At 65.9% G+C, this 23,649-nt stretch carries 21 protein-coding genes and 1 pseudogene; 12 read left to right on the forward strand and 10 right to left on the reverse strand.

All coding sequences use genetic code 11. The annotated features are described in order from the left end of the window. Nucleotides 1-117: 117 nt before the first annotated feature. The 5 genes from pyrE (at nt 118) to HALZIN_RS16975 (ending at nt 7,926) form a co-directional block, all read left to right on the forward strand. Nucleotides 118-801 (forward strand): orotate phosphoribosyltransferase, encoded by a 684-nt coding sequence (gene pyrE / locus HALZIN_RS0115325; protein ID WP_031385063.1) that lies wholly within the window; start codon nt 118-120, stop codon nt 799-801. A gap of 110 nt (nt 802-911) precedes the next feature. Then, on the forward strand, nt 912-1,466 hold the full coding sequence (locus HALZIN_RS0115330; protein ID WP_031385064.1) for a YfaZ family outer membrane protein: 555 nt from the start codon (nt 912-914) through the stop codon (nt 1,464-1,466). 236 nt (nt 1,467-1,702) lie between these two features. Continuing rightward, nucleotides 1,703-2,251, forward strand: coding sequence for a tRNA (uridine(34)/cytosine(34)/5-carboxymethylaminomethyluridine(34)-2'-O)-methyltransferase TrmL (gene trmL / locus HALZIN_RS0115335; RefSeq protein ID WP_084173624.1), 549 nt, complete (start codon nt 1,703-1,705; stop codon nt 2,249-2,251). Nucleotides 2,252-2,254: 3 nt separating this feature from the next. Beyond that, on the forward strand, nt 2,255-4,300 hold the full coding sequence (gene rep / locus HALZIN_RS0115340) for a DNA helicase Rep (RefSeq protein WP_031385066.1): 2,046 nt from the start codon (nt 2,255-2,257) through the stop codon (nt 4,298-4,300). Between the two features lie 101 nt (nt 4,301-4,401). Continuing rightward, a complete protein-coding gene (locus HALZIN_RS16975) occupies nt 4,402-7,926 on the forward strand; it encodes a DEAD/DEAH box helicase (protein ID WP_051907552.1) in 3,525 nt (1,174 codons plus the stop codon). Nucleotides 7,927-7,976: 50 nt separating this feature from the next. Here the strand turns inward: HALZIN_RS16975 and hepT are convergent, their stop codons facing one another. The 5 genes from hepT to HALZIN_RS0115370 all read right to left on the reverse strand — a co-directional run bounded on the left by hepT (nt 7,977) and on the right by HALZIN_RS0115370 (nt 12,170). Next, nucleotides 7,977-8,384 (reverse strand): type VII toxin-antitoxin system HepT family RNase toxin, encoded by a 408-nt coding sequence (gene hepT / locus HALZIN_RS0115350; protein ID WP_201448205.1) that lies wholly within the window; start codon nt 8,382-8,384, stop codon nt 7,977-7,979. A gap of 79 nt (nt 8,385-8,463) precedes the next feature. Beyond that, a complete protein-coding gene (gene mntA / locus HALZIN_RS0115355) occupies nt 8,464-8,865 on the reverse strand; it encodes a type VII toxin-antitoxin system MntA family adenylyltransferase antitoxin (RefSeq protein ID WP_051907553.1) in 402 nt (133 codons plus the stop codon). Between the two features lie 97 nt (nt 8,866-8,962). Continuing rightward, entirely contained in the window at nt 8,963-9,832 is an 870-nt protein-coding gene (gene thiM, locus HALZIN_RS0115360) for a hydroxyethylthiazole kinase (protein ID WP_051907554.1), read from the reverse strand. Nucleotides 9,833-9,917: 85 nt separating this feature from the next. Then, on the reverse strand, nt 9,918-11,279 hold the full coding sequence (locus HALZIN_RS0115365) for an NCS1 family transporter (RefSeq protein WP_031385071.1): 1,362 nt from the start codon (nt 11,277-11,279) through the stop codon (nt 9,918-9,920). Between the two features lie 150 nt (nt 11,280-11,429). After that, nucleotides 11,430-12,170, reverse strand: coding sequence for an aspartate/glutamate racemase family protein (locus HALZIN_RS0115370; protein ID WP_031385072.1), 741 nt, complete (start codon nt 12,168-12,170; stop codon nt 11,430-11,432). A gap of 287 nt (nt 12,171-12,457) precedes the next feature. Here HALZIN_RS0115370 and puuE point away from each other — a divergent pair, with 287 nt between their 5' ends. The 7 genes and pseudogenes from puuE to HALZIN_RS18495 all read left to right on the forward strand — a co-directional run. Next, nucleotides 12,458-13,393: an allantoinase PuuE gene (gene puuE, locus HALZIN_RS0115375; RefSeq protein WP_031385073.1), complete on the forward strand. Its 936-nt coding sequence runs from the start codon at nt 12,458-12,460 to the stop codon at nt 13,391-13,393. A 35-nt stretch (nt 13,394-13,428) separates the two neighbouring features. After that, nucleotides 13,429-14,253, forward strand: a complete 825-nt coding sequence (locus HALZIN_RS0115380; protein WP_031385074.1) for a bifunctional allantoicase/(S)-ureidoglycine aminohydrolase — start codon at nt 13,429-13,431, stop codon at nt 14,251-14,253. Between the two features lie 179 nt (nt 14,254-14,432). Further along, nucleotides 14,433-14,921: an ureidoglycolate lyase gene (locus HALZIN_RS0115385; protein WP_031385075.1), complete on the forward strand. Its 489-nt coding sequence runs from the start codon at nt 14,433-14,435 to the stop codon at nt 14,919-14,921. 230 nt (nt 14,922-15,151) lie between these two features. After that, entirely contained in the window at nt 15,152-16,930 is a 1,779-nt protein-coding gene (gene gcl, locus HALZIN_RS0115390; RefSeq protein WP_031385076.1) for a glyoxylate carboligase, read from the forward strand. A 74-nt stretch (nt 16,931-17,004) separates the two neighbouring features. Then, the gene (gene hyi, locus HALZIN_RS0115395) at nt 17,005-17,811 is read left to right on the forward strand and encodes a hydroxypyruvate isomerase (RefSeq protein WP_051907555.1); all 807 of its coding nucleotides are present in this window, start codon (nt 17,005-17,007) and stop codon (nt 17,809-17,811) included. A gap of 19 nt (nt 17,812-17,830) precedes the next feature. Then, on the forward strand, nt 17,831-18,715 hold the full coding sequence (locus HALZIN_RS0115400; RefSeq protein ID WP_031385078.1) for a 2-hydroxy-3-oxopropionate reductase: 885 nt from the start codon (nt 17,831-17,833) through the stop codon (nt 18,713-18,715). A 110-nt stretch (nt 18,716-18,825) separates the two neighbouring features. Then, nucleotides 18,826-19,018, forward strand: a pseudogene (locus tag HALZIN_RS18495) (pyruvate kinase); the annotation flags it as partial. A 61-nt stretch (nt 19,019-19,079) separates the two neighbouring features. Here HALZIN_RS18495 and HALZIN_RS0115405 read toward each other — a convergent pair. From HALZIN_RS0115405 to HALZIN_RS0115425, 5 genes are all read right to left on the reverse strand, one after another. Then, nucleotides 19,080-19,787 (reverse strand): GntR family transcriptional regulator, encoded by a 708-nt coding sequence (locus HALZIN_RS0115405; protein ID WP_084173626.1) that lies wholly within the window; start codon nt 19,785-19,787, stop codon nt 19,080-19,082. Nucleotides 19,788-19,839: 52 nt separating this feature from the next. Continuing rightward, nucleotides 19,840-20,661 (reverse strand): aspartate/glutamate racemase family protein, encoded by an 822-nt coding sequence (locus tag HALZIN_RS0115410; protein ID WP_084173628.1) that lies wholly within the window; start codon nt 20,659-20,661, stop codon nt 19,840-19,842. A 103-nt stretch (nt 20,662-20,764) separates the two neighbouring features. Further along, on the reverse strand, nt 20,765-22,045 hold the full coding sequence (locus tag HALZIN_RS0115415; RefSeq protein ID WP_031385081.1) for a TRAP transporter large permease: 1,281 nt from the start codon (nt 22,043-22,045) through the stop codon (nt 20,765-20,767). Then, nucleotides 22,042-22,596, reverse strand: coding sequence for a TRAP transporter small permease (locus HALZIN_RS0115420; RefSeq protein WP_051907556.1), 555 nt, complete (start codon nt 22,594-22,596; stop codon nt 22,042-22,044). Before HALZIN_RS0115420 ends, HALZIN_RS0115415 begins: the two co-directional genes overlap by 4 nt. After that, nucleotides 22,593-23,594, reverse strand: a complete 1,002-nt coding sequence (locus HALZIN_RS0115425; protein WP_035575401.1) for a TRAP transporter substrate-binding protein — start codon at nt 23,592-23,594, stop codon at nt 22,593-22,595. The genes HALZIN_RS0115420 and HALZIN_RS0115425 overlap by 4 nt, the downstream gene beginning before the upstream one ends. Nucleotides 23,595-23,649: the final 55 nt, after the last annotated feature.

Below are 23,649 nucleotides of genomic sequence, written 5' to 3' on the forward strand. Positions count from 1 at the left end.
ACCCGAGGCAATCATTCGTTTAAAGCGCTCTCGTGTTTCAGAGTAGCCATTCGCGTCGAACCGTCACCCCGTCAGCCGTCTAGACAGTCAAGCAGTCTCTAAACAAGAGGAAGCCCCGTGGCCGGCCAGCTGCAAGCCTACCAGCGCGACTTCATCGCCTTCGCCATCGAGCAGGGCGTGCTCAAGTTCGGCGAGTTCACCCTCAAGTCGGGTCGCGTCAGCCCCTATTTCTTCAATGCCGGCCTTTTCAAGAGCGGTGCCGCCCTGGCGCGCCTCGGCCGTTGCTACGCCCAGGCCATCGCCGACAGCGGGCTCCAGGCCGAGGTGCTGTTCGGCCCCGCCTACAAGGGCATTCCGCTGGGCACCGCCACCGCCGTGGCGCTGGCCGAGCATCACGGTCGCGACCTGCCGTTCGCCTTCAACCGCAAGGAGGCCAAGGCCCATGGCGAGGGTGGCCAGATCGTCGGCGCCGCGCTCACCGGGCGGGTGCTGATCGTCGACGACGTGATCACCGCCGGCACCGCGATCGGCGAGGTCATGACGCTGATCGAATCGGCCGGCGCCAGCGCCGCCGGGGTGGTGATCGCCCTCGATCGCCAGGAGTGCGGCCAGGCCGACGGCGAGATGACCCGCCATAGCGCCATCCAGGAAGTCGAGGCGCGTTACGCCATGCCGGTGGTCAGCATCGTCACGCTCGATCAGGTGCTCGCCTACCTCGAGCAGTACGCCGGCAGCGAGCTTCAGCCGCATGCCGAGGCGATCCGCGACTACCGTGCCCGCTATGGGGTGCTGGCGCGCTGAGGGGGCGGGGAATTTGTTTAAAAACACCGTTTGATAACGCCGCCGTATCTGCCATAGTTGAATGGCAAGCCCACTCGTTGCAAGCCTATTCATTGCAAGGACATGCAGTCATGATCAAGTCATTCGGTTTGGCCCTTTCATCCGCCGGGCTCCTGCTGGCCGGTCATCAGGCCATGGCGCTCAGCGTTTCCGCCAGCGGCGGCCCGAACTCTCAGGGCATCGAAGCCAGCCAGACGGTCTTCCCCACCCTGCGCGCCGGGGTCGGCTATTTCACTTCCGACGACAGCGGCGAGGATGCCGATTTCTATTCCGGCTCGCTGATGTTCACGCCCTACCTGCCGGGCATCGATCTGGCGGTGGGCGGCCGCTACCAGTATCAGGACACGGCCTATGGCGACGGCGGCGGCCTGGGGCTGGGCGGCTCGGCGTTCGTCGACACGCCGATTCCGCTGACCTCGGTGGGTGGCTACGGCTTCTACACCCCCAAGGGGCTGAGCCACGGCGATATCGACAAGAGCTACGAATACGGTGCCCAGGCGCGCGTCAATATCGTCTCGCAGACCTATCTCTACGGCGGTTATCGTTACTACCGCACGGAGTTCGACGACCGCGGCGAGCATACGCTGCACAGCGGTCCGACGTTCGGCGTCAGCATCGGTTTCTGATGAGATACTGAGCTACGAGCTACGAGCTACGAGCTACGAGCTACGAGCTACGAGCTACGAGCTACGAGCCTTGGCGCCGGCTCCTCCGGGGCGCTGTAAAGCGCATTCGAGCGCTAGGTTCGGAGCGCCATAAAACGCTGGGTCCGGAGCGCCATAAAGAGTCATTCGGGGCGCCGATTGCGTATCATGCGTTACGACTCGCTGCCACCCGGCGTCGCCATCGGCTCAGGACTTTCATGCTCGATATCGTGCTCTTCGAACCCGAGATTCCGCCCAATACCGGCAACCTGATCCGGCTGTGCGCCAACACCGGGTTCCGCCTGCACTTGATCGAGCCGCTGGGCTTTACGCTGGACGACAAGCGCCTGCGCCGCGCCGGGCTGGATTACCACGAATGGGCGCGGGTGACGGTGCATGCCGACTGGTCGGCGTTCCTGCGCGACATCGCCCCCGAGCGGGTCTTCGCAATTTCCACCCGCGGGCGCACCGGCTACCATGAGCCGGCCTACAAGCCCGGCGATGCGCTGGTGTTCGGGCCCGAGACCCGCGGCCTGCCGCAGGCGATGCTCGACGCCCTGCCGGCGGAACAGCGACTGCGCCTGCCGATGCTGCCCGACAGCCGCAGTCTCAATCTGTCCAACGCCGCGGCGATCCTGGTCTACGAGGCCTGGCGCCAGCTTGAATTCGTTGGGGCCGGCCTTCCGGGGGCCGAAACCGGGAGCGAGCACCCGGCAGCCGATTCGACGGGCATACCAGACACAGCCGGAAACGCCGGCGACGAGTAACCGATGTCTATTCAGCAACGTCTCGCCACGCTCAACCCGCGCCAGCAGGAAGCGGTGCGCTTCATCGACGGCCCCTGCCTGGTGCTGGCCGGCGCCGGCTCGGGAAAGACCAGCGTGATCACCTCGAAGATCGCCTACCTGGTCCAGGAGTGCGGCATGAGCGCGCGGCGGATCGCCGCGGTGACCTTCACCAACAAGGCGGCGCGCGAGATGAAGGAGCGCGTCGGCCAGTTGCTCAAGGGCCGCGAGGGCCACGGCCTGACGGTGTCGACCTTTCATACCCTGGGGTTGAACATCATTCGCGGTGAGCTCAAGACGCTGGGCTACAAGCCGGGCTTCTCGCTGTTCGACCCCGAGGACGCCAAGGCGCTGCTGCGCGACCTGATGCAGAAGGACGCCCAGGTCGACGCCGACCAGATCAATCGCGTGCAGGGCCAGATTTCCACCTGGAAGAACGACCTGGTGCTGCCCGGTCAGGCGCTGTCGCACGCCGCCGACGAGGACGAGCAGTACGCGGCGCGGCTCTACGAAGCCTACGGCCGCCACCTCAAGGCCTACAACGCGGTCGATTTCGACGACCTGATCATGCTGCCGGTGGTGCTGCTCTCGAACGATCCCGAGGCGCTGGCGCGCTGGCGGCGCAAGATCCACTACATGCTGGTCGACGAGTACCAGGACACCAACATCAGCCAGTACCAGCTGGTACGGTTGCTGATGGCCGAGCGCGGCACCTTTACCGTGGTCGGCGACGACGACCAGTCGATCTACGCCTGGCGTGGCGCGCGCCCCGAGAATCTGGTTACCCTCGGCGAGGACTTCCCGCGCCTGCGGGTGATCAAGCTCGAGCAGAACTACCGCTCGACGCAGCTGATCCTGCGTGCCGCCAACACGCTGATTGCCAACAACCCCCACGTCTACGACAAGGCGCTGTGGTCGGACAAGGGCGTCGGCGCGCCGATCCGCATCGTCGTCAATCGTCACGAGGAAGCCGAGGCCGAGCGGGTGGCCAGCGAGATCCTCACCCGGCGCATCAAGGAGCGTGCCGAATGGCGCGACTTCGCGGTGCTCTATCGCGGCAACTTCCAGGCCCGGCTGCTGGAATTGAAACTCCAGCACTACCAGATTCCCTACAAGCTCTCCGGTGGCACCTCGTTCTTCTCGCGGGGCGAGATCAAGGACGCCATGGCCTACCTGCGGCTGCTGATCAACCCCGGCGACGACAACGCCTTCCTGCGCATCGTCAACGTGCCGCGCCGCGAGATCGGCCCGGGAACGCTCGAGAAGCTCGCCAACTATGCCACCGAGCGGGGCCAGTCGCTGTTCGCCGCCTGCCACGAAATGGGCCTCGAGCAGGTGCTGCCGGCCCGGGCCGTCGAGCGCTTGGGGCGCTTCACCCACTTCATCGACGGCGTGCGCAAGCGCATGGACCAGAATGAGGCGATCAGCGCGATCCGCGAGATGCTGCGCGACATGGACTACGAGGCCTGGCTTTACCAGAACGCCAGCGCGCCGACAGTCGCCGAGCGGCGCATGGCCAACGTCTGGATCCTCATCGACCAGCTCGAGAAGTCGATGCAGCGCGAGGCCGGCGACGACGAGGCCAGCGAGGAGACCGACGACGTCGAGTCGGCGATCTCGCGGCTGGTGCTGCGCGATATCCTCGAGCAGCAGGCCGAGGAGGACGACTCCGACCGCATCCAGCTGCTGACGCTGCACGCCGCCAAGGGCCTGGAGTTCCCCCACGTCTATGTGATGGGCCTCGAGGAGGAGTTGCTGCCGCACCGCAACGCCATCGAGCTCGACACCGTCGAGGAGGAGCGCCGGCTGGCCTACGTGGGCATCACCCGTGCCCGCCAGACGCTGACCCTGACCCTGGCTCGCCAGCGCAAGACCTACGGCGAGCTGATGGACTGCACGCCCAGCCGCTTTCTCGACGAGTTGCCGGCCGACGACCTGGAGTGGGAGGGCCGCGCCGACAAGGAAGATCCCGACAAGAAGCAGGCCCGCGGCAAGGATGCCATCGCCGGGCTGCGCTCGCTGCTGGGCTGAGGTGGACAACGCCCGCCCGGCCCATGCGAGTCGGCGGAGTTGCCAGTATCCGCCTGGTTCGCTCTCATAGCCTCTTTGAATGATCATGCCGAGGAGTCCCCGTGTCCGATCATCGCCATGTCGACCCCGCTATGACGCTGTTCACCGCCCTGCATCAGGCCGGTTGGCAGGATTTTTTCGACCCGGCTTCGCTGGAGCGCGGCCTGCGTTATGCCCGGCAAGGCCGCGTGGCCAGTGACCTGAGCCTGGCCTTTGAACACGACCAAGACTTGATCCTACTACTCAGCGGGGAGGTGGCGGGCAGCCGCAAGCAGGCTTATTTCACCGAGGTGGAAGTGTATGCGCACGACTCCAGAGGGCTCTTCTCCGACTGCAGCTGCCCGGTCGGCTCCGGTTGCAAGCATGCGGTGGCGCTGATTCAGACCTTTCTGGATCAGCTGAACAAGGAGACCAAGGTTGTTGCCGACAACCGGGTGGAAAGGGATTCGCCACGTGCAGCACACGCGCCAGCCGACACCAGAGGCACGCTGACCCGCGAGTGGGAGACTTGGCTGGAGTGGCTGCAGAATCCCCCAGGCACAGCACCAGGCGCTGAGTGTGTCGGCACGCAGTACCGGCTCGGACTGTTTCTGGATACCGCGAACCACTACGCCAGCGGAGCGATCCTCAAGGTGCTGCCGGTGTGGCTGCGTCCCTCGCGGCAGAGCAAGCGCGGTAACGGGTGGGTTTCGCCGAAGGTCATCGAGGTGCGCGGTTCGGGCGAGCTGATACCCGTGCCCGAGGCGGGCTGGAACCCCGAGCAGGAAGAGGCGATTGACCGGTTGCTGCATGGCGAAGTCGGTACCCATTGGAGCAGCGACCATCGCCAGTGGGCGGTGATGTCGCACGCCTTCCAGGTGCGCGGCCTGTGGTCGCTGCTGGAGAGCGATGAGCCGCCGCTGCTGTTCTTTCGCAAGCAGACCGGCAAGCAACTCGAGTTCGGAGCCGACGGCTGGCTGGCGCCGAGCTGGCAACCTGATGCCGAGGGCGTACAACACCTTCAGGCGACGACTCAGCCGGAAGGGCTGCTATCGGCTGAGGCGCTCATCGCCAGAGCGGGGCGCGGGCTCTGCTACATCGATCCTGCGCGTGGCCGATTCGGGCGCCTTGGGGGCGACCCCGAACTGCTGGTGGGGCTGCGTCGCGCACCGCCGCTGCCGCCAGCGATGAGCGAGTGGCTGGGCGAGCGGCTGCGCAAGACACCGGCCCTGGCCGCCAGGCTGCCGGCGCCGAAGCGGGTCGAGGAGCACACCCTGGCGGATGTCGCGCCACGCCTCAAGGTCACCATGCGGGTGGTGGAAGGCCAACTGGGGTTTCGCGACGGCGTGGCGGTTGCGCGCTGGTTCCGCGTGGGTGCCGGCGTGGTGGGTTTCGATTACGACGGCATGGAGGTGGCCCCTGAAGAGGGCGAAACGGCCCAGCTCTTCCATGCCGGTCAGCGGGTCACCATCAAGCGCAACAAGGCGGCGGAGCTGGCGCTGGTACGCAGCCTGCCGCCGGGCATGGTGGCTCTGGAGCGGCTGAGTCAGGCTCATCAACCACCGGCCTTTCTGGACCTGCCAAGCTGGTCGCTATTGCTGCCCGTTGCTGGCAAGCCGCCGTCCCGCGCCGCCGAGTGGCCCACTCATCTGGCCAAACCGGATGACTGGTGGCCAATGATTGCCGAACTGCGCCAAGCGGGCTGTCGGGTCGAGTTCAGTGACGAGTTCCCGCCGGAGCCGCGCTATATCGAGCCGGACGCCTGGCACGGCGAGCTGGAGCCGGCGGGTAACGGATGGTTCGATCTGGCGCTGGATATCGAGGTGGGGGGCGAGCGACTCAATTTGCTGCCGATCCTGCGCCAGTTGCTCATGGATCCGACTTTCCCGCTGGAAGTCGCGCCAGACGAGCCCGAGGAGGCGAGCTGGGAGCTGGCGCTGGATGAGCAGCGTCGCCTCGCGCTGCCGCTGTCACGGTTGCGCGCGCTGATGGCGCCGATTCTCGACTGGCTGAATGACGAGACCGACCCGCAAGCGGCGCTCAAGCTGCCGGTCTCCGCGGCCGAGCGCGTGGCACCGCTGGCCGAGCACGAGCGCTGGGCGGGTCGCGAAGATGTCACCCTCCTGGCCCGCCGCCTGCGCGAGCTGCCCGCCAGCCTGCCGGCACCGCAAGGCTTCACCGGCGAGTTGCGCGACTACCAGGCTCGTGGTATCGCCTGGATGCGCTTTCTCGCCGAGCTGGGTACCGGCGGCATCCTGGCCGATGACATGGGCCTGGGCAAGACCGTGCAAGTGCTGGCCCATGTGCTCGACGAGCGTGCCCGCGGCGCGCTGCAGGGGCCAGTGCTGGTGGTAGCGCCCACCAGCCTGGTGGGCAACTGGTGTGCCGAGGCGGCACGCTTTGCGCCGCAACTCGCGGTGCTGGCGCTGCAGGGCGGCAAGGCTCAGCGCCAGCGTCAGATCGACGAAAAACTGGCCACGGCCGATCTGGTGGTCACCACCTACCCGCTGTTGATCCGCGATCTTGATCGCTTGTGCGAGGTGGCGTTCGGGCTGTTGGTGTTGGACGAAGCGCAGGCGATCAAGAACGCCGCCAGCCAGACGGCGCAGGCGGTGCGTGGAGTCAACGCCGGGCGCGCCCTGGCGATGACCGGCACGCCGCTGGAGAACCATCTGGGCGAGCTGTGGGCGCAGCTCGACGCCGTGGCGCCGGGGGCGCTGGGCAGCCAGCAGTGGTTCGGTCGGCACTTTCGCACGCCGATCGAGAAGGACAGCGACGTGGCGCTGCGCGGGCGCCTTGCGCGGCGCATCGCCCCGCTGATGCTGCGACGTACCAAGCAGCAGGTGCTGACCGAGCTGCCCGAGAAGACCGAGAGCCGTCGCGAGATCACCCTGGCCGGCAGCCAGCGCGAGCTCTACGAGAGCCTGCGCCTGGCCCAGCACCAGCGGGTACAGCAGGCCATCGCCGAGCGTGGCCTGGCCGGCTCCGGCATCGTGATGCTCGATGCGCTGCTCAAGCTGCGCCAGGTGTGCTGCGACCCGCGCCTGGTCAAGCTCGACAGCGCAAGCAAGGTGAAGCGCTCGGCCAAGCTGGAGCAGCTGCGCGAGATTCTGCCGTCGCTGGTCGAGGAGGGGCGGCGCATTCTGGTGTTTTCGCAGTTTACCGAGATGCTGGGCCTGATTGGCCAAGCCCTGGAGCGCGACGGTATCTCTTACACCACGCTGACCGGCGATACGCCGGGCAAGACCCGCACTCAGCGGGTGGCGCTGTTCCAGCAGGGCGAGATACCGGTGTTCTTGATTAGCCTCAAGGCCGGCGGCACGGGCCTCAACCTCACCGCGGCGGACACCGTGATCCACTACGATCCCTGGTGGAATCCCGCGGTGGAGGCTCAGGCCACCGGTCGCGCCCATCGCCTGGGCCAGCAGAACCCGGTGTTCGTCTACAAGCTGGTGTGCGCCGGTACGGTGGAAGAGCGCATCCTCGGCCTGCAGGCGCGCAAGGCGGATCTTGCCGCCTCGATCCTGGAGGGCGGCACCGAGCGCAAGAGCGACGGTCCGCTGTTCGATGAGGAGGATCTGGCGCTGCTGTTCGCGCCGGTGGCGTAGAAGGTCGAGAAAGAGTTCCGGTTTTCGTGAGGCGGCTGTTGTCGAAGCCGCTAGTCAGTCCGCAATTGCCGCTCGGCGAAATCGAGCAGCGACCGGTAATCGCGCTGACGGATAATGGCCTTGACGATCTCGGCATCCAGATTCAGGTAATCGTGGACCAGGGCGTTGCGCAGGCCGATGATCTTGTTCCATGGCGTACCGCTACGGTCATGGTTCAGGCTCTGTAGCTTGGAGAAGGCCTGTCGGGCATCGCTGGGGACCACGACACCCAGCGACTTCAAGCGTTGTTTGGCGATGCCAATGCAGGCTTCGGTGAGCAGCTGCAGGTTGCGCTCCGCGGCACGGTAGAGCAGTGCATTCAATCCCTCGGGCGTGCTGGCGGCCTGGTGCAGCTGCTCGAGTTCCTCGGCCAGGGTGGCCAGATGCTCCCGCATGGCGTCGATGTATTCGGTTTCCACGTGATGCATACCTGTCGATTCAAGCCGTCATTCAAGCCGTCATTCAAGCCGTCATTCAAGCCGTCATTCAAGCCGTCATTCAAGCATAGTGCCGCTGATGATACTGGTGATCGATCTCCCACATCGAGGTGATGCGTTGTTCTTCACGAATCAGACGCAGCTTATCGTTGGCGAGCAGTACCCGGCCGGTGCGGTTCACTGCATGAGCCAAGGGGAGCGGCGCCAGGTTGATGTCCACGATGGAAAGTTGATCTTCCGAAAGGCCCAGTTCGTCCTGCCAGGTTTGTGCCAGCAGTTGGGGGCGTAGACGGCGTTCCAGGGCGTCCTTTTCGAAAGTGCGAAAGGCCACGGCAAGATCGTAGTCGCTGCCCTCGTTGGCAGTTCCCTTGGCGCGAGAGCCATAGAGCCACAACACGGCGATTTCATCGTTCCCGGCCGCCAGCTCGGCGAGACCCTGCAGTATGTCTGTCTGGTCGGGCATCATGGTTCCTTGGTAATCCAGCGCCTGTGTTGGCGACAGTCTAGCATTGTGGATGCGGATCAACGCTCACTAAGCAGGGCCGCTCAATGGCCATGGATCAATCGCCGGCCAACCACTCGGTGACGAGGCGTTGCTCGGCGAAGCCGGCCAGGTCGAGTGCGGGGTCGGCCAGTGCATCCAGCCAGGCCACCGCGAAGCTGCCCGGCCCGGCGGCGTGGGCTTCGGCCCGCTCGGCCGCTGCCGCGGCATGTACATGGGCGGCGAGCATGGCCCCGACGACGTCGTCGCAGACCGCGGCGTAGGCGGCGGCTATTGCCCCCAGCGCGCAGCCGCTGCCGGTCATGCGCGCCTGCCAGGCGCTGCCGCCGTCGAGGCGCAGCTCGAGCGGGCATGCCCGGCCATCGTTGTCGGCCCGCGCCACCAGGCGATCCTGCACCCCGGAAACCGCCACGCCGCCGCACCGCGCGAGCAATCGGCGGGCGGCGTCGCGGGCCTCCGCGCTGGCACGCGCGCTGTCGACGCCGCGCCCGCCGCCTTCCGCCTGACCACCCAGGGCGATGACCTCGGCGGCGTTGCCACGCAATAGCGTCGGCCGGTGCGCCAGCAGTTCCTCGGCCCAATGGCGGCGCAGCGTCAGCGCGCCGGCGCCCACCGGGTCGAGCACCCAAGGCACGCCCACCTCGCCGGTCGCGGCGATGGCGCGATGCATCGCCTCGATCTGGTGGTCGCTGGGGGTGCCCTGGTTGACCAGCACGGCGCCGGCCTGGCGCGCCACGTCGGCGGCTTCCTGGGGATGATCGGCCATCACCGGCGCAGCGCCGATCGCCAGCAGGGTGTTGGCGACCACGTTGATGGTGACCCGGTTGGTCAGGCAGTGAACCAGCGGCGAGCGCTCTTTCAAGCGCCGGTGAGCCTCGCTCACCGTCTGCGGTGTCGGGGGCTGGGCGGCGCACTTGCGTATGGTCATGGCGGCTCCCTGTCGCGAAGAGGAAACGGTACCGGCCAGCATGCCGCTGGCCGGTACCGGGCTCCCTACAGGATAGCGTGTCGAGCTAGTCGCGAAAGCGCCGGCAGGCCGGCCAGTGCTTCATCAGCAGGTAGTAGGTGAGGCCGGCGGGGGCGAGGCTGATGTACCACCCCAGATCCGTGAACGCGACCGCCGCCGCGAAGCCGACCAAGGAAGCGATGATGGCCGCTGGGTTAATGCCGCGATACGGGCCGTCCTTGTCGTACAGGGCGGTAAGGTCCAGGCTGCGGCGACGGGTGAGGTAGTAGTCGACCACCATGACGGCGAAGATCGGGCCGAGGAAGGCGGAGTAGATCTGGATAAACAGCTGCAGTCCGGCGGCGGAGTCGGGTTGCACCAGCTTCCAGGGGAAGGTGGCCACGGCGAGCAGCCCCACCAGGATGGTGGAGGTCTTGAAGGGGAGCTTGAAGACGTCCATGAATACGTAGGTCGGCGGCACCACGTTGTTGAGCACGTTGGTGGTGACCTGGGCGAAGGCGATGAACAGCAGGGTGGTGACCAGCAGCAGGGTGTTGTCCGTCGCGTTGCTGAACACGTCGATTGGATCGACCGTCCCCGTTGCACCCGAGACCATGAAACCGATCAGGCCCATGAACAGGGTGACCGGCAGAATGGCCATGGTATAGATGGTGGTTATCAGACCCGGGCCAGTATCGCGCACGTGCTCCCGAGAGTAGTCGCTGACGTTGAGCATCATGGTCGCGTAGATCCCCAGGTACAGCATGGTCGCAGACCAGAATGGCGCCCCCCATGTGCCCTCGATGTCGACCAGGTTGGCCCCGATTTGGTCACCGTATCGGTTGATAACGCTGATGAACATGTAGACCAAGGAGGCCAGGATGAAGACACTGCCGATGTTCTCCAGCCACTTGATGCCCTTGAATCCGAAGACCGACAGGCCGATCTGGAGCCCCTGGAAGACGATGAACCAGGCGACAATGTTGTCGAAGCCGAACAGGGTGGCCGTCACCAGGTTGAGGGCGCCCGCGCCGATCCAACTCTGGAATCCGTACCACACCAAGGCGGGGATGGCCCGCACCAGGCCGGGGATCTTGGTGCCAGCCATGCCGAAGGCGCTGCGCGCCTGGACCACGAAGGGGATGCCGTACTTGTGGCCGGCGGCGCCGTTGATGGCGAGTCCGATGCCGATAACCAGGCATCCGATGCTGACAGCCAGCACCGCCTGGAGCAGGTTCAAGGTCCCGACCAGGCTGGATCCGACGGTGAACGTCCCGATAGAGACGCACCCACCCATCCAGGCTGCCAGGTAGGAGGTGCGCCCCATGATGCGGGTCTTCTGCGGTGCCAGGGATTCGTCGCCGGGGGCCTTGGTCGCCGTGGCGACGGCGTCGGGCGCCGCCCCGGGCTGGGAGGTCGAAGTGGTCATACGTTGCCTCGCGGTGATTGCCGGTTTGTTGTCGTCGCCGCAAGCGGCGGGTCTTGGGTCTGAGGCGTGCTGCGTCGTTGTTGTAATTGATTGGCGTGTCGGATTTCTGGGTCTTGGGTGGCACCTTGTGTCGTAAGGTTGGCGGGCTCGTCAGTGGCGCGCGTCGCTCCAGTCGGCGAACCGGCCGCTGAACGGCTTGGGTCGTGGAAACGCCAGGTCGCCGTGCTTGCTGGTGTGAAGGCCCAGCCCGACCAGCGCCTCGGCGAGCTTGACCGAGGCGGTCACGCCCTCGATCACCGGCAGACCCACGGCGTCGCTGATCCGCCCGGTGAGATCGGCCATGCCGCCGCAGCCCAGCACGATCGAGCCGATGCCGTCCTCGTCGCGGGCGCGCCGGCACTCGGCGACGATGCGCTCGAAGGCCGCCTCATTGTTGTCTTCCAGTTCGAGCACCGGAATCTCGGCGGCACGCACCCGCCGGCAGTGGCCGGCGAAGCCGTAACTGGCGAGCAGGTGCTCGGCGATGATCGCGGTGCGCCCCAGCGTGGTGACCACCGAAAAGCGCGTGCTGACCAGCGTGGCCATGTGGAAGGCGGCTTCGGCGATGCCGATCACCGGCGCCCGGGTCAGCTCGCGCGCGGCCATCAGCCCGGGGTCGCCGAAGCAGGCGACGATATAGGCGTCGACCGATTCGCGCTCGCCGCGGCGCACCTCCTCGGCGACGCCGACCGCGCTGATCGCCTCGTCGAAGTGGCTCTCGATCGACACCGGGCCGTCCTGTGGGTTGACCGCGCTGATGCGCGTGCCCGGCGCGGCGATCGCCTCGGCGGCTTTGCCGATCCTGGCGGTCATGCTGGCGGTGGTGTTGGGATTGATGACGCGAATGTGCACGGTTGTCTCGCGGCTGAAGGCCGGCCTCACCTGGTTGTCTACGATATGAAAATACTTTGTACACAAAAGTTAGAGGCCGCTGGCAGCGAATGCAAGCAAAGAAGCGTTGGCCAGGCAGGAAGGTGTCAACGCGTCGTGGAGGATTCGCCGACTTGGCTGAGACCAGGACAAGAGCCAAGTCCAGCGTCCGGGAACGGCTTGCCGTGGAGGCGCGTTAGGCGCTAGGTTAGCCTTGTATACATTGGTCCCGGGCACTCGCCGCCTGTACAACGACAAGGAAAACCGTCATGTCTCTATCGGATGCCGCCTACCCCCGCGATCTGATCGGCTACGGCCGCACGCCACCGCAGGCCGACTGGCCGGGCAAGGCGCGCATCGCCGTGCAGTTCGTGCTCAACTACGAGGAGGGCGGCGAGAGCTGCGTGCTCCACGGCGACAGCCACTCCGAGCAATTCCTCTCCGAGATCGTCGGCGCGGCGGCCTATCCCGAGCGCCACATGAGCATGGAGTCGATCTACGAGTACGGCTCGCGGGCCGGTGTATGGCGGGTGCTGCGCGAGTTCGAGCGGCGCGGCCTGCCGCTTACCGTGTTCGGCGTGGCGATGGCTCTCGAGCGCAACCCCGAGGTCGCCCGGGCGTTCAAGGAACTGGGTCACGAAGTCGCCTGCCACGGCTACCGCTGGATCCACTACCAGAACGTGCCGGAGACGATAGAGCGCGACCACATGCGCCGGGCGGTCGAGATCTTCGAGTCGCTCTACGGCGAGAAACCGCTGGGCTGGTATACCGGCCGCGACAGCCCCAACACCCGGCGGCTGCTGCTCGACCGGGGCGGTTTTCTCTACGACAGTGATTACTACGGCGACGACCTGCCGTTCTGGAGCGACGTCAAGGACAGCCAGGGCCAGACGCACCGCCACCTGATCGTGCCCTATACGCTGGATACCAACGACATGCGCTTCGCCTCGCCCACCGGCTTCGACCACGGCGAGCCCTTCTTCCAGTATCTGCGCGATGCCTTCGACGTGCTCTATGAAGAAGGCGCGGAGACCCCCAAGATGCTGTCGATCGGCCTGCACTGCCGGCTGGTCGGGCGCCCCGGGCGCTTCCGCGCGCTGCAGCGCTTCCTCGATCACCTCGAGGCCCACGACCGGGTGTGGATAACCCGGCGTGTGGATATCGCCCGCCACTGGGCCGAGCATCATCCCGCGTCGCGCGGTTGAAGCGCTCGACCACCGTCAACGTTTCAAGGTAAGCCATGACACAACCGACCTATTACGCCCCACACGGCGGGCTGCCGCCGCAGACCCAACTGCTTTCGGACCGGGCGGTGTTCACCGAGGCCTACGCGATCATCCCCAAGGGCGTGATGCGTGACATCGTGACCAGCAACCTGCCGTTCTGGGACAGGACGCGGCTGTGGGTGCTGTCGCGGCCGCTGTCGGGCTTCGCCGAGACGTTCTCGCAATACATCATGGAAGTCGCCCCGGGCGGTGGCAGCGACAAGCCCGAGCTCGACCCGGCGGCCGAAGGCGTGCTATTCGTGGTCGAGGGCGAATTGAGCCTGACCCTGGCCGGTGAGCATCACATCCTGCAGCCGGGCGGCTATGCGTTCATCCCCCCGGGCTGCGACTGGCGGGTGCGCAACGAAGCCGATAGCGAGGTGCGCTTCCACTGGATTCGCAAGGCCTACGAGCGCGTCGAGGGCATCGCGACGCCCGAGCCGTTCATCGCCAACGAAGTCGACATCGAGCCGCTGGTGATGCCCGATACCGACGGCAAATGGAGCACCACGCGCTTCGTCGACCCTGGCGACATGCGCCACGACATGCACGTCAACATCGTCAACTTCGAGCCCGGCGGGGTGATTCCCTTCGACGAGACCCACGTCATGGAACACGGTCTCTACGTGCTCGAGGGCAAAGCGGTCTATCACCTCAACCAGGACTGGGTCGAAGTCGAGGCCGGCGACTACCTATGGCTGCGCGCGTTCTGTCCGCAGGCCTGCTACGCCGGCGGCCCGGGGCGCTTTCGCTATCTGCTCTATAAGGACGTCAACCGGCACATGAAATTGTGCCTGTAAAACTGTCTGCGCTCGGTCATGCAGTGTTGAAGATCAACTCGGGCGCGAGTCCGATCAAAATGCTCATTTACGACTTGTAAACTCGTGTGCGAGCCCAGTCCGCTTTTCGCCGATCTTCGCCTCGCCTGACCTTCGCTCGCCTAGTTTTACGAGACGTAGAATCGAACAGGGTTATGAACATGCTCGAACTCACCGCCCAGCCCCTCACCAACGAGGCCTTCGCGCCCTTCGGCGATGTCATCGACACGCGTACGGCCGAGTACTTTCACATCAACGCCGGGCGCACACGGCGCTATCACGACCTGGCCAGGGTCGAGACGCTGGGTGACGAGGCGCGCGCCCTGATCAGTATCTTCGTCAGCCAGCCGGTCACGCTGCCGCTGACGCTGGACTTCCTGGAGCGCCATCCCTTGGGCAGCCAGGCGTTCATGCCGCTGCACGAGGAGCGCTTTCTGGTCGTCGTAGCGCCGCCCGGCGAGACCATCGATCCGGCCGGCATGCGCGCCTTCGTCACCGACGGCCGGCAGGGCGTCAACTACCGCGCCGGCACCTGGCACGCCATTCAGTCGGTGCTCGAGCGCGAAGGCGAGTTCCTGGTGGTCGACCGCGGCGGGCCGGGCGACAACTGCGACGAGCACCCCCTGGCCGCACGCATCAGCCTGGCTTGATCATCATTTCATAATATTGGAAATATATTCTATATAATGGGTTCGGCATGATTCGCCGGACCCATTTTTCGTGAATATCGCCCAATATTAGTGGTTTATATGGTGTTTTTCCTGGTTTTCTTCACTGCTTGCATTTAATGGAAAATATTTCCATTAAATATTGACAGCCGTTGCGGCGATGCCTAGCTTGAGGTCAACAATAACGACCAAATCTCTCAGGAGGACCGCTCGTGACCAGGATGACCGCAGCAGAAGCCGCCGTTCACGTGCTCAGGAAGGAAGGCGTCGATGTCGCCTTCGGCCTGCCCGGCGCCGCTATCAACCCCTTCTATGCCGCCATGCGCAAGGTGGGCGGTGTCGATCACGTGCTCGCGCGCCACGTCGAGGGCGCCTCGCACATGGCCGAGGGCTACACGCGCACCAAGCCCGGCAACATCGGCGTGTGCATAGGCACCTCTGGCCCGGCCGGTACCGACATGATCACCGGGCTCTACTCGGCCTCCGCCGACTCCATCCCGATCCTGTGCATCACCGGCCAGGCGCCGTCGAGCAAGCTGCACAAGGAAGACTTCCAGGCGGTGAATATCACGGCCATCGCCGGCCCGGTGACCAAGTGGGCGATCACCGTGCTCGAGCCGGCTCAGGTGCCGCGTGCCTTCCAGCGGGCCTTCCAGCTGATGCGCTCCTCGCGACCCGGCCCGGTGTTGATCGACCTGCCGATCGACGTGCAGATGACCGAGATCGAGTTCGACCCGGACACCTACGAGCCGCTGCCGGCCTACAAGCCGAGCGCCTCGCGCGTCCAGATCGAGAAGGCACTGGAGATGCTCAACGAATCGGACAAGCCGCTGCTGGTGGCCGGTGGCGGCATCATCAACGCCGATGCCAGCGAGCTGCTCACCGAGTACGCAGAGATCACCGGTGTGCCGGTCATCCCGACCCTGATGGGCTGGGGTACCATCCCTGACGATCACAAGCTGATGGCCGGCATGGTCGGACTGCAGACCTCGCACCGCTACGGCAACGCGACCATGCTCGAGTCCGACTTCGTGATGGGCATCGGCAATCGCTGGGCCAATCGCCATACCGGTGACGTCGCCAGCTACACCGAAGGCCGCAAGTTCGTTCACGTGGACATCGAGCCGACCCAGATCGGGCGTATCTTCGGCCCGGACTACGGCATCGTTTCCGACGCCAAGGCGGCACTCGAGTTGTTTGTCGAGGTGGCCAAGGAATGGAAAGCCGAAGGCAAGCTCAAGGATCGCAGCGCCTGGGCCGAGGAGTGCCAGGAGCGCAAGCGTACCCTGCTGCGCAAGACCGACTTCGACAACGTGCCGGTCAAGCCGCAACGCGTCTATCAGGAAATGAACAAGGCCTTCGGCAAGAACACCCGCTACGTCACTGCCATCGGGCTGTCGCAGATCGCCGGGGCCCAGTTCCTGCACGTCTACAAGCCGCGTCACTGGATCAACTGCGGCCAGGCCGGCCCGCTGGGCTGGACGATTCCCGCTGCCCTGGGCGTGCGTCGTGCCGACCCGGAGGCCGACATCGTGGCGCTGTCCGGCGACTACGACTTCCAGTTCATGATCGAGGAGCTGGCCGTGGGGGCGCAGTTCAACCTGCCCTACATCCATGTGCTGGTGAACAACTCCTACCTGGGGCTGATTCGCCAGGCGCAGCGCAACTTCGACATGGACTACTGCGTGCAACTGTCGTTCGAGAACATCAACTGCCCCGAGATCAACGGCTACGGCGTGGACCACGTCGCCGTGGTCGAGGGTCTGGGCTGCAAGGCGATCCGCGTCACCGAGCCGGATCAGATCGGCCCGGCCTTCGAGCAGGCTCGCGAGCTGATGAAGCAGTACCGCGTGCCGGTGGTGGTCGAGGTTATCCTCGAGCGCATCACCAACATCGCCATGAGCGGCAAGGGGCTGGCCGACGTCAACGAATTCGAATTGTTGGCCGAGAACGTCTCCGACGCCCCGACGTCGATCGTGTCACTCACCTGAGCCACTGGCGCAGTGCCGGCCCTGCGCCGGCACTGCACCCATAATAAAGACCAAGCGCAAGAATAGGAGGCAACATGCCCAAGTTTGCTGCCAATCTCAGCATGCTGTTCACCGAGGAGGACTTCCTCGACCGCTTCAAGGCCGCCGCCGGTGCCGGCTTCAAGGGTGTCGAGTATCTCTTCCCGTATGACTACGAGCCTGGGCAGATCAAGGAGCGCCTGGAGGCCAATGGGCTGACCCAGGTATTGTTCAACCTGCCGGCCGGTGACTGGGGTGCCGGTGAGCGCGGGATCGGCTGCCACCCGGATCGTCTCGAGGAATTCCGCGCCGGGGTCGACCGCGCCATCAAGTACGCCAAGGTTTTGGGCAACACCCAGGTCAACTGCCTGGCGGGTATCAAGCCCGACGGCGTCAGCGACGACGAGGCCCGCAAGACGCTGGCCGACAACCTGCGCTTCGCCGCCGACAAGCTGGCCGCCGAAGGCATCCTGCTGATCGCCGAGCCGGTCAACACCCGCGACATCCCGGGCTTCTTTCTCAACCGTACCGAGCAGGCCCTGGCGCTGTTCGACGAGGTGGGCAGCGACAACCTCAAGCTGCAGTATGACATCTACCATATGCAGATCATGGAAGGGGACCTGGCCCCGACCCTCGAGACGCACCTTGATCGCATCGCCCACGTGCAGCTGGCCGACAACCCGGGCCGCCACGAACCGGGCACCGGCGAGATCAACTATCCGTTCCTGTTCGCCCACATCGACCGGCTGGGCTATGACGGCTGGATCGGTTGCGAATACAAGCCCAAGGCCTCCACCACCGAGGGGCTGGGCTGGCTGGATGGCGCGCTGAGCGCGCTCCGACAACGCATTCATCCTTACTGAGGCAGCGAGGAGACAGATTATGAGCAAGATCGGTTTCATCGGCCTGGGCATCATGGGCCGTCCCATGGCGGGTCACCTGCTCGACGCCGGCCACGAGCTGGCCACCGTCAAGCGCGACAAGCTGCTGGCCAGCGAGCTGGCCGACAAGGGCATGCAGGAGCTGGCCGACCCCAGGGCGGTCGCCGAGGCCTCCGAGGTGATCATCACCATGGTGCCGGACACCCCCGACGTCGAGCAGGTGCTGTTCGGCGAAGGCGGGGTGATCAAGGGGCTCAAGCCCGGCACCCTGGTGATCGACATGAGCTCGATCGCCCCGCTGGCCACCCAGGAGTTCGCCCAGCGCATCGAGGCGGCCGGCGGCGAATACGTCGACGCACCGGTCTCCGGCGGTGAGGGCGGCGCGATCAACGCTGCGCTGACGATCATGGTCGGCGCCACCGAGGAAGGCTTCGAGCGCGCCAACCCGCTGCTCGAACTCATGGGCAAGACCATCACCCACATCGGCGGCCACGGCGCCGGCCAGACCTGCAAGGTGGCCAACCAGATCGTCGTCGCGCTGACCATCGAGGCAGTGGCCGAAGGCCTGCTGTTCGCCTCGAAGGCCGGTGCCGACGTCGCCAAGGTGCGCGAGTCGCTGCTCGGCGGCCTGGCCCAGTCGAAGATCCTCGACGTCCATGGCCAGCGCATGATCGATCGCACCTTCGACCCGGGCTTCAAGATCAAGCTGCACCAGAAGGACCTCAACCTGGCGCTGGAGGGTGCGCGCAGCCTCGATCTGGCGCTGCCCGGCACCGCCAATGCCCAGCAACTGTTTCAGGCCTGTGCCGCCCACGACGGCGCCGACTGGGACCACGCCGGCATGGTGCGGGCCCTCGAGGCACTGGCCAACCACGAAATCGAGTGACCCTCGCGCGGGCCGCCCGGCCCGCATCCCTTCCCCGTGGTTTACGGCCCGCCGCCCTTGTGTTCCACCGCGGACGCACCGTGGTGTTCGCCGTTGCCAACCAACGGGTCGGTGCGATAGCTATCGCCTGCATGATCGCCACGGGGCTACACGCCGCTGATCGGCTCGCGCATTCGCTCGGGGTTGCCGATCGTCGGACTGGCTCACAGCCCATCGTCAAGCCTGGCGGATCATGTAATCCTGACCCGCGGCGATGCCATAAGCGCGCATGGTGGTACCAGCACGCTGAAGATTCTGATGTGAGTCGGACGAGTGAGGGGCTTGGTAACAGCTTGCTGGATAATCATCGGAAAATCGATTGGTATCAACGCGTATTAATGGCGGCAATGACATCGCCGGTATGCTGGACATGCTCCCCCAGTAGCCGCCTGGCGCGCTCGCCGTCGCGTGCCTTGAGTGCCTCGAGGATGGCGCGGTGCTCGTCGGTGGATTCCTGCCAGCGGCCGAGGCGGTCCAGCGCCAGATACCGGGCACGCTCCAGGCGGCCGAGCAGCCGGCGGTGGGTCTCCTCGAGGATAGGGTTCTTGGCGCCGGCCACCAGCAGGGCGTGGATGCGCTGGTTGAGCGCGAAGTAGCCGTTCCGGTCGCCCTTCGCATGGAGTCTCTCGAGCCGCTCCTGAAGGGCCTCCAGCTGCTTGAGCTCGGTGTTGGTCATGCGCTCGGCGGCCAGGCCCACGGCCAGGCTCTCGATGCCGGCCTCGACCTCGAAGAGGTGCTCCAGCTCGGTCGGGTCGATGCGGGTCACCACGGCGTTGCGGTTGCGCCGCAGGATGATGAGACCCTCGTTAGCCAGTCGCTTGATGGCCTCACGCAGCGGCGTGCGCGAGATGCCCAACTGCTCGCACAGCGTCGGCTCGATGATCCGCTCGCCCGGGGCCAACTCGCCGTGCACGATCATCCGTTGCAGGATGGGATAGGCTTCCTGGGCCAGCGAGGTGGTCTGGATGCGCCGCCGGCCGGCGGTCGCACTGCCGCCGTCGTCGACGACGGACGCCTCGGTGTCCGTGGTCATGGCATGGCCTCCTTGGGTCGAGGGGTCGCGAGGCGCGAGGGCCGGGATGCGTTCAGTATACGGTGCACGGCCGGGAACGGAGAAGCCGCCGGGGCGGCCTCCGCGCCCGTGGCGGGGCCTGGGTGGCGAGCGGCTGGCGACCGACCAGCCGCGACAGGGCCTCGGGCAGGCCGCGGCAGTCCTTGGCGGGGGGCGCGGCGAAGCTGCCGCCCCGGGCGACGGCAGGGGCCAGGTCGACCATCGCCTGGGCCTGGTGGAGGGCGCAGGTCACGCCGTCCAGGGCCGCTACCGGCAGACGGTGGGCCACCGTACGGGCGAGCCCCGCCAGGGGCGCGCCGGCCAGGATCAGCACGTCGGCACCGTCCTCGGTCACGGCCCGCTCGGCCAGCGCCACCAGGCGCTCGCCCTGATCCTCCTGGACGCGGCCGATGTGGGCCAATGGCTCGTCCAGGGCGCGGATGCTGGCCAGCCGGTCGGTGAAGCCGTAGGCGGCGATGGTCTCCCGGTACCAGGCCTGGATGCGTTGGGAGATGGCGATCACCGAGAAGCGGCTGCCCTGCTGGCAGGCGCTGACCAGGGCGGATTCGGTCATGCCGACCACCGGTATCGGCAGGATTTCGCGTAGAGCGACCAGCCCGGGGTCGCCGAAGGCCGCGACCACTACCGCATCATGCGCGGCGTAACGTGCGGCGGCGATTTGCATGGCCGCATAGCCGCCGATCAGTGCTTCGGCTCTAGTTTCGATGTAGGCGACGCCGAAGGGGGCGGTGGCCAGGGTCAGTTCGGTGCCGGGGCGGATGCTGCGTCGCGCCTCGGCCTCGATCAGGCGAGTCACGTCCGTGGAGATGTTGGGGTTGATGACGAGGAGTTTCATGGCGTGTTCTCTTGTCGTTCCTTGTAATCGTCGGTGCGGCGGGCAAGGGGCCCTGGCCCCGCCCGCGAGGGGCGGGGACGCATGACGCTTGATGGGGAATGGATCAGTAGCCCAGGGCGCGGGGCAGCCAGGTGACGAGGCCGGGGAAGGCAATGCAGGCAATCAGCACCACGTACTGGAAGGCGATGAACGGCCAGACGCTCTTCATCAGCTCGTTGAGGCTGATCTTGGAGATGCCGCACATCACGAACAGCAGCACCCCCACCGGTGGCGTCATCATGCCCACCACCAGGTTCATCACGAACAGGAAGCCGAACAGCAGCGGGTCGATGCCGTAGGCCAGGGCGATCGGGGCCAGCAGTGGCACCAGCATGATGTAGGCGGCATTCGACTCGATGAACATGCCCACCCCGATCAGCAGCGCCATCACCAGCAGCAGGAACATCAGCGGATCGGCGGTGACCCCCTGGATCCAGTTGGTGAGCTGCATCGGGATCAGGTCGATGGTGAAGGCGAAGGTCATGGTGGAGGCGAAGGCGATCAGCGCGCCGACCATGGCGGCGGTCACCGCGGCATTGAACATCGCCCTGGGCAGGTCGGCCAGGTGCAGCTGGCGGGTCACGAAGAAACCGATCAGCAGCGCGTAGACCACGGCGATGGCGGCCCCCTCGGTAGGGGTGAAGGCCCCGACGACGATGCCGCCGACCACCACGATGGGCATCAACAGGATCGGCAGGGCGCGCCAGGTCTGCACCAGCACGTGCCTGAGGCCGATCTCGCCGCCGGCCAGCGGGTAGCGACGGCGCATGGCGATGAAGCTGGCCAGCCCCATGAAGCCCACGGCCAGGATGATGCCGGGCACCACGCCGGCCATGAACAGCCCGCCCACCGAGACCGAGGAGCCGGCCATCAGCGCATAGACGATCATGGCATTGCTGGGCGGGATGATGGCGCCCAGGTTGGCGGCCGAGGCGACCACGGCGCTGCTGTAGCCGGTGTCGTACTGCTGGCGCATGGACGGCACCAGCGAGCTGCCCAGGGCGCTGGCGCTGGCCACGGCGGCACCGCTGACCGCGGCCAGCACCATGCCGGCGACGATGGCGACGTGGGCGAGGCCGCCATGGACGCGGCCGATCAGCGAGTTGGCGAAATCCACCAGGCGCTGGAGAATGCCGGCAGCGACCATCAGCTCGCCGGCCAGCATGAACAGCGGGATGGCCATCAGCGGGAAGCTGTTGACCGAGTACATCATGCGCTGGGGCAGCACCGCGAAGTCCATGCCGCCGACGTAGAGACCGACCAGCGAGGCCAGCCCCAGGGCGAAGGCCAGCGGCATGCGCAGCAGGGCGAAGCCCAGGAAGGTGAAGATGATGGCCGGGGTCATGATGTGGCTCCTCCACGGCTTTCGGGGGCGCTGGGCAGCGGTTCCAGTCGACAGGCCTGGGCGATCAGGTGCAGGCAGCCATGCCCGGCACAGATCAGCACGGCGATGTAGAAGACGGCGGCGGTGACCGGCAGGGTCGGCATCAGTTGTTGCCACTTGTCGACCACGGCGCCGAGGCTGATCCAGCACAGCGCGGCCATTAACACCGCGGCGACCAGCGCCATCAGTCGGGCCAGCCGTTCCTGGAGGGCCTGCGGCAGCAGGCCGACCAAGGCGTCGATGCCGACGTGGATGCCCACCTTGATGCCGTGGGGGATGGCCAGGAAGATCGCCCAGACGAAGAACAGGCGCGACAGCTCGTCAGCGGAGTCGATGGAGGTGCCAAGCACGTAGCGGGCGAACACCTGGGCCGAGACCAGCAGGGTCATCAGGGCCATGGCAATAAGGATGGTGTAATAGGAGGCGCGATCGAGCAGCGCCAGGCCATGCAGGAAGTGCCGCTTGAAGGGGCTGGAGGCGTACGCCTCCAGCCGATGCCAGGCGGGTGTCATGACGCGAGCTCCTCGAGCACCCGGTCGACGATGTCCGCGCCGATCTTGTCGCGCAGGTCATCGACCACGCCCTGGCTGGCCTCGCGCAGCGCGCTGCGGGTCTCGTCGTTGATCGGAGTGAACTGCATGCCGCGCTCGATCAGGGTCTCGCGGGCGGCCGCGTCTTCCTCGGCGGCGGTCTGGCGCTGCCAGGCCACGGCCTCGTCCATGGCGGCCTGAACGGCCTGCTGCTGTGACTCGCTCAGCGCCTCGAACTTGTCGCGGTTGGCGACCACCACGATGTAGTCATAGAAGTGCCGGGTGTCCGAGAGGTACTGCTGCACTTCGTCGAAGCGCTTGGTGCTGATGATGCTGTAGGGGTTCTCCTGCCCATCCAGCACGCCCTGCTGCAGGGCGCCGTAGACTTCCTTGATGTCCATCGACACCGGGTTGGCACCCAGCGCGCGGAAGGTGTCGATATGGGTCTGGTTGGGCTGCAGGCGGATCTTGAGGTTCTGGAAGTCTTCGATGGTTTCGAGCGGCCGCACGTCGTTGGTGACGTTGCGAAAGCCCAGTTCCATGTAACCCAGTGCAGTGAAGCCGGCCGCGGCGAGCTTCTCGTCGAGCAGGTCGCCGATTTCGCCATCGATCAGCGCGAAGGCCTCCTCGCGATTATCGAAGACGAAGGGCAGGCTCAGGGCCTCGAGTTCCGGCACGATGCGCGACAGGTAGGAGACGCCGATCCAAGTGCCCATGATGGCTCCGGAGCTGACCTGGTCGACATTCTCGCTGGCCCCGCCGAGCTGCATGTTGGGGAACAGCTGGGCGGTCAGCTCGCCGTCGGTGCGCTCGGCCAGCTGCTCCTGGAAGATTTCCATGGCCCGGCTGCTGGAGTGATCGCCGGTGAAGTTGCCACCGAAGCGCAGCGTCTCGGCGCTGGCCAGCAGGGGCGTGGACAAGCCCATGGCCATCAACAGGGCGGAACAGTAGCGGGTGAAGCGCGTTGTTGTTGTCGTCATGCGATTGTCCTCGGTTGGGATGCTTCGGTGGATGCGGTCGTGACCGCGATCCCTT

This window comes from Halomonas zincidurans B6, assembly GCF_000731955.1.
GTDB classification, from domain to species: Bacteria; Pseudomonadota; Gammaproteobacteria; order Pseudomonadales; family Halomonadaceae; genus Modicisalibacter; species Modicisalibacter zincidurans.